Here is a 12,767-nt window from a genome sequence, read left to right on the forward strand (position 1 = left end):
GTAAAAATGAGCCGAAGTGGGACTATTCTTAACGGGTAGAGAGACAATGAGAAACAACTCTTTAGGAACAGTCGGAAATTTTTCCACTTTTGATGCAATTGACCCCACAATCCGATAAGATAGACCTAACCTCAAGAGTTATGAGATTGCGATCGCCAACCCCACTCCCGAGCTGGGAATCAAGTTTCGCAAGCCAATGGCTCAGATCGGTCAATTCTTCTCAATCCCAAACGCATGAAAGCCCAAATTTACGATCGCATTGAAACTTTAGTTGATATTCACGAAAAATTTAGCAAGCGCTTGATTCCCAAGGGAACAATTGGCACCGTTACAGAATATTATGAACGCCCCAAAGAAGGCTATGGCGTTGATTTAAAGATTAAAGATGAAGCTGCATTTGGAGGCTTTGATTATGAGAATGTATTGCTTTATCCCGAACAATTTAAAGTGATTAACCAAACCGCAGAAGAAGAACATTTAAAATCTGTTTATCAGGATATTGATTATAAAGTTCTTGAAATTACACCGGATGATCCGCAATTTATTGTCCAATCTAAACAATCTCAGGTAGACTTGTAAAGAAAGGCTGCGATCGCAACGGGGACTCCGGTAGCAAGTTTCACTTTTATTCGATGCTAAAAGCTTCCGGATTTTTGAGATGACAGAGAGAAAAAGCCTACTCAGAACCCTGTCAAACCAAAAATAATCAACCAGGAGTTACTATGAATTGGACAAGGCGTACATACATCGTTTTGTTTATCTGGGCGATGTTAATGGGGCTTGCACTTCATCACGCTTTAACTCGTCCCCAGGAGTTCAGTCTGCGAGTTCTGCACACGAATGATCATCATGCTCACCTAGAAGCAGTTGAAGTCGGGGATACTAATCTTGGCGGAATTGCTCAACGCAAAACCTTAATTGATTCGCTTCGGAGTGAGGATAAAGCCCCCACATTGTTATTAGATGCGGGGGATATTTTTCAAGGAACTTTGTATTTCAATAAATATTTGGGTGAGGCGGATTTACCCTTTTACAATGAGTTAAATTATGCCGCCGTTGCCATTGGAAACCATGAATTTGATAAGGGTCAACAAGTTCTCGCTGACTTTATCAAACAAGCTCAATTTCCAATGGTTTCTGCTAATATTGAGGTTGCATCAGATTCTCCTTTGTCGGGTTTAATTAAACCTTGGATTGTTCAACAAGTCAAGGGTGAAAACATCGGCATTCTGGGCTTAACGACAGAAGAAACTGCACTATTATCTAGTCCAGGAGAGGGTGTTGTTTTCACCGATAAAGTAGAAGCGGCGAAAAAAGCCGTTGCTGCGTTACAAAAACAGGGCGTTAATAAAATTATTGCTCTGACTCATTTAGGCTTTTCTAACGACCTAGAATTAGCCCGTCAAGTGGATGGAATTGATATTATTATCGGCGGACATTCTCACACGCCGTTAGGGAATATGCCAGGAGCAACTGAACCCTATCCAGTAGTTGAAAAGACTCCAAATGGAGACACCGTTTTGTTCGTTACTGATTGGGAATGGGGGAAATATTTAGGCGATTTACAGGTGAGTTTTGATAGGAAAGGTCGTTTAATTGATTGGCAAGGTTCACCTCATGCCGTTGATGATAATATTAAACCCGACGAAACCTTTATTGCTCAACTCGATGAATTCAAAAAACCCCTGGATGAATTACGTCAACAAGTCATCGGAAAAACCACAGTAAAACTAGATGGCGATCGCGCGAATATTCGCACCCAAGAAACGAATTTAGGGAATTTAATTGCGGATGCCATTTTGACGAAAATGAGCGTTGATAACGGACAAATTGCGATTGTTAATGGAGGAGGAATTCGAGCCAGTATTCCCGCAGGTGAAGTCACAGTCGGTCAAGTTTTAGAAGTGTTACCCTTTGGAAATACGGTGACTCGACTTGATTTAACCGGAAGCCAAATTAAACAAGCCTTAGAACATGGCGTGAGTCGAGTTGAACAAGGAGACGGATGCTTCCCTCATGTTTCTGGAATTCGGTTAAGTTGGAATTCTAAAGCGCCTGCGGGTTCTCGAATTCTTTCAGTACAAATTCGCGATCAAAAAGGCAATGAAAAACCCCTAGATTTGAATGCAACCTATCGGGTTGTTACCAATGATTTTATGATGGGTGGAGGGGATGGTTACGAGATTTTTAAAGAGGGTGAAAATCAAGTTGATACGGGATATTTACTCTCCGATGTTGTGATTGATTATATTCGCAATCAATCGCCCCTAAATCTCCAAGCTGAAAATCGAATTGTGCAGAAAAACGTCTAGTCGCTATCAGGTATAGCAGTACCCAGACCCATGATGACATTTTTTGATCAGGAAACTCACCACCAAGACACAAAGATTCCGAAAAATTCCCTCTTTAGTATCTCTGTGTCGAGCGTGGTTTTTCTTCTTAAATGATTCGATAAATAAAATTAAATGTCGCCCAAGCATTAATATCTAAAGCTAAAGAATCGGTCGAAATTCCAGCCCGTTCAACGCCAAGCTGACTGGCTTTGTTTAAATCCTCTAATATCGCTTCCGCCACATCTAGGGGATTCGATAACATCCGAAACTTCGTATTACCTTCTCCAGACTTATTTGTTTGATCAATGACTTTCAGGGTTTGAGTGAAAGGATAGTGACTCAAAATCAAATAGGTTTCCGCCAATCCCGTCGGCCCCCGTACTATTTCTCCTAACATTTCCGTTGATGCAGTATCCGTATAGGAAGGGGTGGGAGGCAGACTGAGAATTTTACCCGGAACAACCCGTTGCTGTCGAGATTCAGTTGTGGAATTCTCATCGGTTTCCGACTCATCAAGCAACAGATCAAGAAGGTAAGCTTGTCCGCGAGTGTTGAGATGAAACCAGATAAAATACAAGGGCAAATTGCCGTTATTTTGCAACTGATATTGCAGACGACTCCCGACAGGAACCGAGACAATACCCTGACTGACAGAAGGCGTGAGGGTAGGGGATGCAGAAGGCGGTGAACTGTCTTTGGCTTCGGTGGGAATAGGATTTTCTTCTGCCTGTTTTTGAGGGGTTTCTCGGCTGATTAAAACCTTGGCTTGAGGGGAGAGTAAAGCTAAAGTTGCCCGAGTTTTCATCAAGGAAGATTGATCATTGAGTGTCAGACTCAGGAGTTTAACCGCCAGTCGAGTTCTCAGTTGAGGAACGAGTCGCTGTACCGCGATTTTCACGGCTTCTCCCCCTTCTCCAATACTCTCAGGTAACACAGCTTGACCCATTGAGAATAAACCGTAGCGACCTTGAAACAAAGAAGGTAAGGGAGCCGAGGGACTCTGAGCAATCGTTGTGTCTCGCACCCGCCCTAGAATATAATCGCTAGATTGTTCAGGGGTGACAACAGAGACGTGAGGAATCCCTGAGAAAGCGCTGGTGGCATCTACCCGTTCAATTCGAGCCAGTTTAGGGTCTAAGGCAACTTTCAAATTGATTTGGCGCGGCAGGACACGAATCGATTCTTGAACGCGCTGTCCGACTAAAATCTCGGGTACAACGGAGGAATTGACCCCACCTATACTTCGCAGGGTTGCTTTGGCTGTTAAACCCATTCGAGAGCGAATCACCAGTTGAGACAGGATGGCGCTAGTCTGTGATTGAGAGTCCGGTACAACGGTGTAAAGAGAGTTGGCTTCGTAATAGTCTAAAATCGATGCGGGTAGACCGCTCAGGAGTAATTTAGCTGTTTTGCCATTGTCTTCGATCGCTTTGATTACACCGTCTGCGGGTTGATCTTGAGAGAATAGACGATTGAGTGTCAGGCGATGTTCGGATGGCAATTCTGTAGCTGAGTTGAGTTCTTGATAAAATTGAGGCTGTTGAGCAGCACCCATCGTTTGTTCGACTGTACCTGCCACTTGAATTAAACACGATTGTAGGCGATCGCTGGGAAATGCAGACCATAGGGTTTGGGTGAGGGTATGGGTAAACAGTCCTGCACTCCAGTTCTCCCGATTCATCTCAACAGCAACTTGTGAGGGTTTGGTTGCACTGAGAACAATACCGGGAAATTGATTGGGACGGCGTTTTTCGAGTTGTTCTCGGTCAAGATTGAGTTGAGATAGTAGTTGCTCTTGAAAGGCGAGTTCAGCTTGAGAGAGTTGGGAAATATTGGGACTTCCACTGGAACGAATCCGAAAAGCACCTTGTTGACTGACACCCGGATAAACATAGCTGGTATCGAGTACCGTGATCACTTGATGAGTTGGTAGCGATCGCAGTAGTAACCAGAGGGTATCCTCTAACAAGTCATTAATCTCGCCATTTTCTTGAGCCGAAGGGGAACCATCAATTGGTACCAAGGCATTCTGACTCGTTGAGGAATTCTGACTGGAGTTGAAATGAGGAATCGAACTGCCATACCCACTAAAATGAAAAACAACAACATCCCCGGGTTTTGCCTGTTGGCTGAGATGAGTCAGGAAAGTATTTTCAATATTTTCGCGGGTGGCTTCGAGATTACTGAGCGTGATAATATCTGAATCTTGGAAACCAAAGCGACGAGTCAAGAGTTCTCGTTGCAATTCCACATCTGTAACGCACCCTCGCAACGGTTCAAAACCGCTACTCCCGGCTGGATATTGATTGATTCCCACCAGCAATGCTAACTTCCGCCGAGTGGGTTGGGCGAGGGCTTGGTAGTAGCGATCGCTCATCAGCGACCACTGTGTTTCACTAATTCCCAGTGCAGTTAGTAATAGACTAGCCCGTTGCAAAAATTCCCGTCGTTTTAGTCCCATTCTCTCTCCCTGACATCCTACCCTGCTGCTGAAAACTTCTCACTTTTTTCGCTTTATTCAATACCCTACTAAGCCGAGGAGGCTCAAAGATTGTTCCTTGGGGTTTCCTCTGGTCGCTTGTTAATAAGATTGGTTTTCCTGGTGCGTAAAGTTGGCAAATGTTCGATTTGCTTTCCTCTAGGCTACCGCTATCTGTTTTTTATGCTGTGATGCTTGATAACCCATCTTAGATCGGTTGCTCTGTGATTGGGTTTGCTTATTTTATATAATATTTTACCAGTTCTCAACGCCATTCAAGCTCAATTGATCATCCCCCTAATCCTTGATGCACCCTGACATAGCAAAAGGATAACACTGAGGTTGATTCTCAGCCAATGGGGAGATTTCCAATCAGTAAGGGGATTAAGGGGAGTTCTGTTGAACTCAAAAGCGCTGCATCTGAGTCTGAGTAACAGACTTAAGCCTGCATGGCTTTGATCAACTCCGCCGCGACTTCAGGACGAGAAAACTCCGGAGGGGGCAGTTCACCCCGACGCAACATTTCCCGCACCTTGGTACCCGAGAGGTGAATCCGTTGTTCAGGGGTACTCGGACTGGTTTTACTGGTTGCCATACCGCCACTGAGGGTACAGTAGAAGGCGTGTTCAAACTTCATCGGTACAATACCCAACTCCGAGGTTTCAAACTCATCGAAAATATGTTGAGCATCATAGGTGCCATAATAGTCACCCACACCCGCATGATCTCGACCGACAATGAAGTGAGTACAACCGTAGTTTTTCCGCACAATTGCATGGAAAATCGCTTCCCGTGGGCCTGCATAGCGCATGGCTGCGGGATTGATTGCCAAAATCACTCGTTCTTTGGGATAATACTTGTCCATCAAAATTTCATAGCACCGCATCCGCACATCGGCTGGAATATCATCGGATTTGGTTGCTCCGACGAGCGGATGTAGAAACAGGCCATCAACGGTTTCTAAGGCACATTTCTGGATGTATTCGTGGGCGCGGTGGATGGGGTTACGGGTTTGGAAACCAACAATGGTTTTCCAGCCTCTTTCCCAAAATAAAGCCCGAGATACAGCAGGATCGAGCTGATATTGGGGGAATAGAGGATGATCATCTCGCTGAAGTAACCAAACCGGGCCTGCTAAATTGATCGGCCCTTGTTCATAGACGACTTTAACACCTGGGTGCTTTTCATCGGTTGTCCGATAGACGTTGAGGGCTTCTTTTTCTTTGTTGTAGGTGTATTTTTGGGTGAGTTTGAGTACACCGACAAACTTGCCAGAAGGAGAGTCTAAACGAACTAAGTTTCCTTCGAGTAAGGGAGTAGCGACTTCTTCGCTAACGGATAAGGTAATCGGAATTGCCCAAGGCAAACCGTTACTCAGGCGCATCTGAGAGACAACGGTTTCGTAGTCTGCCTGTTCCATGAAGCCGCTCAGAGGACTAAATCCACCGATAGCAATCATTTCTAAATCAGACAGCGATCGCTCATCAAGCTGAACTCGGGGCAGGAAGTCTGCTTTTTCGATAAATTCCTGCCGTTGCTCTGGGGAGGCAATGCGGTTAATCAGTTCTCCGCCGTGGGGAGCAATTGCGTCTTTCTGCTGACTCAAGGGAACCTCTCTAGGTGAACGACAAGTTGTGAAAATTATTAAGTTTTTCTAACTTTCCATCTTAACCTGTTATCGAACACTGTCTCTATCTAAACGTACCTATTTTCGGATAATTTCTCGAAAAAACCCCTGTTTATCCCTAAATTTGCCGACTCTCTATCCTTCTGAAAGCTAAAACCCTATTTGGTAAGATTTGTCAAGCTCGAGGGTTCGAGTTCCCGAAAAGCGATCCCGATCTGTCGGGGGATAGATTTACAAGTGTGCTAAAACAGGTATCGTAAAAATGAGTCAATGTGGACTCAGGACATCAGGGTAAAGGAGTGAACGATGCGAGTCAATTGGAAACTGTTTGCGCTTCTGTTGCTATGGATGCTTCCCGTTCAGGCTCAGGTGTCTAATAGCCAAGTGCAGGCGTTAGTTGAGGCTTTACGTTTGGCGGCGCCTCAAACGGGAACAGAAAATGATGGACTTTACACTGACTGGCAGATTAAACCTGATAATATTCCTCGTTGGTCTCGACTCTGCATCGGTCAAGAAATGACCCCTGCTCAGTTTGAAGCCAATGATAGCAAAGCCAGACAAGTGTTAGGCTGTGTGATGGAAGATGTCCTCAAGCAAGAATATCCCAACAGTGGCAATAGCGAAGATGTGGCGATCCGGCGAGCGGCATCTTGGTGGATGACCGGAGATCCCAACCAATACAATAATGGTCAGATCGCTGACTACACTCAAAAAGTATTACGTTTCTATCAGCAACAGAAAAAATAATTCACTTAAAACCAAGAGACAAACGGGGCAGGTAGAGAATCTGCCCAATTTGGCGATGGGAACATTTTGGCGTGCCGTTTCGACTGAAGATGTATATTAGAGAGCATGGTACAAGTCAATTGCCAACTTCATCTCAACAGGTGAAGGCAAAACTGGGTTTCACATCTTATCGTAGAAATATAAATTCAGTCAATCCATCCACACTCCATAAAGGGGGGAATATGAAACGCATTGCCATCGCTACACTTTTGCTTGCCACAAGTTCAGCCATTCCCGCCGTCGCATCTCCTCCGCCGGGGACTCCTACCTTGCGTACCTCTGAAAACCCGGTAGAAACAGAAGGAGTATTAATCGCCGACAGTCGGGATGATGCTTGGAGAAGATATCGAGATGATCGTCATCGCCAACTTGACCGTCAGGTGAACGATGAAATGAACAAACCTCACAATTCTCGCTTATCTCAGAAACAGAAAGAGCAAGTGATTCGGGATGCTCACAAGGAACTCGATAAGCAACTTGATCGAGAAGAAAAAGAATGGAAAAAACGCTATAGCGACTCTAATGATCGAAATGATCGTTTTAATAGACGATATGATGGTCGTAATGACCGCAATAGAGACACTCGCTATGATGATCGTCGTAATGATCGTAATAGAGACACTCGCTATGATGATCGTCGTAATGATCGAACTCAGAATGATCAGTATTACCAAGTTGATCCGCAAAATCCCTACGAGCAGTATAGAAGAAGAGTGGTTTATTAATTGATGCCTCAATTTGTAATTTTTTCATCCCCAAAGTCGGGGCAGGTTTTGGAACTTGCCCCTATTTTTTTGTTCTAAAAAAGCTCAGGATGTTGCATGAAATATCGTTTTTTCTGGTTCAGTTTCGACTAATAATTTACCTTGAGAAAACACATACTGAACAGTTGAGCGTTTGCGAATGGCTTCAAAACGATTGTCCGCATTTAAGATGATAAAACTCGCGGGTTGACCGACTTCTACCCCGTATTCTTCAGCGAGTGAAAGTGTTTTTGCACCATTCCAAGTAATCATATTATAGCAGGCTTCTATTTCTGCCATTCCAGTCATTTGACACACATGAACCGCCATATGAGCCACATCTAATAAATCCCCTGTTCCTAAACTATACCAGGGATCTTGAATACAATCATGCCCTAAACTTACATTTAATCCCTGTTGCCATAATTCTTTAACTCGCGTCACGCCTCGGCGTTTGGGATAGGTATCGTTACGACCTTGGAGGGTAATATTAATCAAAGGATTGGCAACTAAATTAATATTTGATCGCTTTAATAACCCCATCAATTTAAACGCATAGGCATTATTATAAGAGGCAAAAGCTGTTGTATGACTCGCTGTAACTTTTTCGCCCATTCCTGTTCTAATGGCACAAGCAGCAACAACTTCTAAAAACCGAGATTGGTCATCATCAATTTCATCACAGTGAATATCAATTAAACAATCATATTTTTGGGCAAGTTCAAAAATTCGATGAACCGATTTAACTCCATCTTCTCGGGTTAATTCATAGTGAGGAATTCCCCCAACAGCATCCGCTCCTAAATCTAAGGCTTTTTCGAGTAATAATTCATTTTCGGGGCGGCTATAAATTCCATCTTGAGGAAAGGCTACAATTTGCAGCGTTATCCAGTCTTTTACTTCTTCTCGAACGGCTAATAAAGCCTGTAATGCGGTTAAATTTGACTCGCTGACATCAACATGAGTTCTCACCCATAAAACCCCTTGTTGGGCTTGCTGTTTGAGGGTAGAAATTGCCCGATGTTTCACATCTTCTATTGTCAAATTTTGTTTACGTTCTTCCCAAATTTGAATCCCTTCAAACAGGCTTCCACTCTGATTCCAACGGGGTTCTCCTGCGGTTAAAGCCGAATCTAAATGAATATGAGATTCTACAAAGGGAGGACTAATGAGTTGACCTTGTAAATTGATTTCTTGTTGGGCTGACTCGCTAATAGATGCTGCTATCCCTGCTATTTTCCCGGCGGAAATTGCGATGTCAACCGTTTCTATTTGACTGGGCGATCGCAGTAAAGAACCGTTTCGGAGAATTAGATCATAAAGTTGAGTAGACATGAGCAATTTAACCTTGCTGTTTGGCTTGTTGAATGGCTTGAAAAAACTGTTCGGCAGTAACAGAATGGACTAAACTTAATGGATAAGCATCTTCGCTGATCGCTTTGGCATAAGCGGCTTGTAAATAAAGAGAATAGGACTGATCATTTTCGAGATAAACTTTGAAAAATGCCAAGCCGATAGCATTCGTATAGTTATTAATGGTTAGGGGAACTGGATCGACAATTTCTTTCAATGAATAACTCACCGCCTGACTCACCATACTTAGGTTGAGGTTAATATGATGATCACCTTCGGCTAACATCAGATATTTATCAGGTGTTGTCAGCCAAGTAAAGGATCGAACTTGTTCCCAAGCAACGGGTGTAACTTTATCTTCTCCACTGGTTTTCCACAAGATTGGTATTTGAATTTGACTTAAACTCTGTTCTCCAAAGATGCTGCTATTAACGGGATTAATTGGCATAATGGCTTTAACTCGTTCATCTCGGAAGTGATATTTTGTTCGAGGTAATTCTAAGGCGCGACATTGGAATAATCGAGCGAGGTTTATGGAGTCAAATTTAGCTGCACAATCAGCTTGTAAATTCTCAAAATCAATCTCTGCACCAGCAATTGCTAAAGCCGTATAAGCCCCAAAAGAATAACCTGCTACACCGACTTTATCTAAATTTAATTGACCTTCAAATTCGGTTTGATTGCGACGTTCGAGTTCATCTAATAAAAAGCTAATATCTGCGGGTCTATCAATAAATTCCGAGACTTTGAACACATCAGATGCTCGTCCGGATAATAAGGCTTGAATTTGGTCTGTATCGCTGCCTGGATGCTGAATTAAGGCAGTAACAAATCCATAGGAAGCTAAATGTTCACCCAAAATAGCATAATCCGTTCGACTGGCAGCTAAACCGTGAGAAAAAACGATAACGGGGATAGAATTGGGTTGTCCTTGATGAACTTGATTGAAAGGAGTGGGAAGATAAACATCCACCAACATTTTTCGATTGCGTTTGTGATCTTGGAGAAGGATAGTTCGTTTTAAAGTGCTATAAGGTCCAGGCTGTCGAATATCGGGTTTTTGAGTGTAATCTAGGAAGGGTTCTAAGGCAATTTCATCTGTCGATAATTTCACAACTTTGGCGATCACTGCCTCAGTTTCTTTGGATAAAGTTTGGAATTGATCGCGTAACTCAAACAGCAATTGAGTATTCACCTGAATGCCTTCACTGGGGAAATAATGCAGGATATTCAGTGGGGTTAATCCCTCTGGATCTTGTGCAGCTTCGATAAAGGCGGTTCGGATGGCATCGGAACCATTTCTCAGGGTAATTGTTCCTTTTTCATTCAGTTTGGCTTGAATTAAATCTCCTAATTTATCTAAAAAGATTTGACCCGTAGGAGAATTGAGAAATTGAGAGACCATCATGGGATCAAATTTATAGGATTCTAGGAGTAGATTCCTAAACTGTTCTTGATCTTCTAAACTGAGGAGAAGCAGATAACGTTGGAGTTCAGGATCGTTAACGATTCCTTCTTTTGCGTAGACTTCTAAGGCTTTTACGGAAACTGAAACATTCGCTGAGGCAAAAGAGAGATAGACTCGTTCTGCTGCATTTGTGGGTAATATTGAAAAAAGGGCAGCGAGAATCCCCAGAATTCCACTTTTGACGATATACCGAAATAAAAATCGCTCAGTTGGCTTACCTTTGCTGTTTTTGGGATCTGGGTTGTGAATTTTCATGGGCAAGGAATCCGGTCAAGAGTAATTCAGAATCAATACTGAGAAATTTTCAGGGGTAACGTTTATTTTCCTTATTTTAAACGATTTTTACTCCTTGTAAATCGCAATTTGCTTGCATAGAGTTCTCAGGGGTTTGGAAAAACGATTTCGTAGCAGGGAGAATGACTCCAGGCGGACTTCTGACTTTTGGCCATCGGCAGATTTAGAGTGGACAATTAGGGTTTATCTAGATCTGTGTTGTCGTGAAGAACTTGTTTAATTTGTTCAAGGAGATCTGACATAGAAATCTGACTCGGTAAAATTTTCATATCGAGTTTTGTCATTAATTCTTGAATTTGTTTGTCTAATTCGCCGGAGAGGTTATCAGTCAAAAGTCTTTCTGATTGAGGGTTTGATGCGGGGTGAGACTGTTCAAAATTGCCAAGGGGAACATTAGATTGATTTAAAATAAGAATGGGGAAATCCGTTGAGATTTGTTCTAAGGTGGAAAGAACTTGTAAGAGAACTGGGGATAAATCTTCCGTACAAATTAACAGCAAGTCTACGCTTTGATATTGAACCTGTTGGAGAACTTCTGACCAAGATTCAGCCATTAATCCTCGAAAACCTGCGGTTTGTAAATATTGCACTAATGCGCGATCTATTTTTGTTTTAAATCGGTTTGTTTGAGCCTCGGATTGAGGGGAATATTCATCGGTATTAATAAACTGATTGAACTTTTTAGTAGAAGAAACTGCATCAGATTCTTGAAAATCAGGCAGGATCGAGAAATCGACTAAAAGAATATTCGGTTTCCAATTCATCCCAACTGCCACTTGAATGACTTGTAGCAAGGCCGATTCTAGGCTTTGGTCGGAGTCTTTTTCTCGGTTTTTGTTCTCTAAATATTCAGCGACCAAGCAAGGAAAAACTGACAACTTTTCAATGCGATTGGCGATGTCTGTTGTGGGTTGATCCAAAGTAATCAGAGGCAGATGAGCGAGAATATCGTACTCACTGAGTTTTCGGAGAAATGTAGCTGGATTTTTGACCCCTGTGGTACTTTGTAAAATCATAGCATCAGGATTCCAAATTCGCGCTAAAAGTTCGGCTTGATTGAGATCATCGGCTTCTAAAATGCGACAACTTGAAAAATGATGCAGGATTAAAGCAGAATGATGAATTGAATTTAAGGACGTTTCTGTACTCCCGGGTGACTCCTGAGTAGAAGACAGTAGAATTTGAGTCTCTTGTTCAATCGGATTTAGCCAGAGTAGAGTTAATCGCTGAGTCTGATTTGAAAGAGAATCTTGTTTAAGTTCAGTGAGAATTTTCTGTAACTCTTGCTTTTGTACAGGTAAACTGATAAAGCCATCACAATTGTTAAGTTGAGCGCGTTTTTTATCCCCCAAAGTCGCCGTAATCACCACAGGGATTTGATGAGTATGAGTGTTCGTTTTTAGTAAGGTTAACACATCCCAACCCGACAATAATGGTAATAGCGGATTGAGAAAAATGACCCGAGGTTGTAAAAAGCGGGCTTTTTCGAGGGCTTCAGTTCCTGATCGGGCAATCACCACCCGATAACCCAAACTGGTAAGCTGTTCAGTCAGACTAAAAATATAACGCGGTGCCGCCTCCACAATCAAGATTAACCGAGACTGAATCTCTGGACTGGGACGGGGAGAGTGAGCGGGGGAGGGTTGCGCCTTTGAGGTGGGGTGAGAGGGCTGCCAGTCTCGGG

At 43.0% G+C, this 12,767-nt stretch carries 9 protein-coding genes; 4 read left to right on the forward strand and 5 right to left on the reverse strand.

What is annotated here, in order from left to right:
• The first annotated feature begins 234 nt into the window (after positions 1-234).
• Entirely contained in the window at positions 235-579 is a 345-nt protein-coding gene (locus WN50_RS24750; protein ID WP_046281163.1) for a hypothetical protein, read from the forward strand.
• A 143-nt stretch (positions 580-722) separates the two neighbouring features.
• On the forward strand, positions 723-2,312 hold the full coding sequence (locus WN50_RS24755; RefSeq protein ID WP_046281164.1) for a bifunctional metallophosphatase/5'-nucleotidase: 1,590 nt from the start codon (positions 723-725) through the stop codon (positions 2,310-2,312).
• Positions 2,313-2,439: 127 nt separating this feature from the next.
• On the opposite strand, the gene WN50_RS24760 is transcribed toward WN50_RS24755, so the two are convergent.
• Both WN50_RS24760 and sat read right to left on the reverse strand, forming a co-directional pair.
• Complete coding sequence (locus tag WN50_RS24760; protein ID WP_046281165.1) at positions 2,440-4,794, reverse strand: caspase family protein; 2,355 nt, start codon at positions 4,792-4,794, stop codon at positions 2,440-2,442.
• 457 nt (positions 4,795-5,251) lie between these two features.
• A complete protein-coding gene (gene sat / locus WN50_RS24765) occupies positions 5,252-6,418 on the reverse strand; it encodes a sulfate adenylyltransferase (protein WP_046281166.1) in 1,167 nt (388 codons plus the stop codon).
• Between the two features lie 327 nt (positions 6,419-6,745).
• Between sat and WN50_RS24770 the strand changes: the two genes are divergently transcribed.
• Together WN50_RS24770 and WN50_RS35495 are read left to right on the forward strand one after the other, a co-directional pair.
• The gene (locus tag WN50_RS24770) at positions 6,746-7,186 is read left to right on the forward strand and encodes a hypothetical protein (protein WP_046281167.1); all 441 of its coding nucleotides are present in this window, start codon (positions 6,746-6,748) and stop codon (positions 7,184-7,186) included.
• Positions 7,187-7,257: 71 nt separating this feature from the next.
• On the forward strand, positions 7,258-7,950 hold the full coding sequence (locus WN50_RS35495; protein WP_200906353.1) for a hypothetical protein: 693 nt from the start codon (positions 7,258-7,260) through the stop codon (positions 7,948-7,950).
• A gap of 84 nt (positions 7,951-8,034) precedes the next feature.
• Here the strand turns inward: WN50_RS35495 and codA are convergent, their stop codons facing one another.
• The 3 genes from codA to WN50_RS24790 all read right to left on the reverse strand — a co-directional run.
• Positions 8,035-9,303, reverse strand: coding sequence for a cytosine deaminase (gene codA / locus WN50_RS24780; RefSeq protein ID WP_046281169.1), 1,269 nt, complete (start codon positions 9,301-9,303; stop codon positions 8,035-8,037).
• Between the two features lie 7 nt (positions 9,304-9,310).
• Positions 9,311-11,044, reverse strand: coding sequence for an alpha/beta hydrolase (locus WN50_RS24785; RefSeq protein WP_049561112.1), 1,734 nt, complete (start codon positions 11,042-11,044; stop codon positions 9,311-9,313).
• Positions 11,045-11,259: 215 nt separating this feature from the next.
• Positions 11,260-12,767, reverse strand: a 1,508-nt coding sequence (locus tag WN50_RS24790; protein WP_046281170.1) for a response regulator, incomplete at its 5' end; no start/stop codon positions are given.

Source organism: Limnoraphis robusta CS-951 (assembly GCF_000972705.2).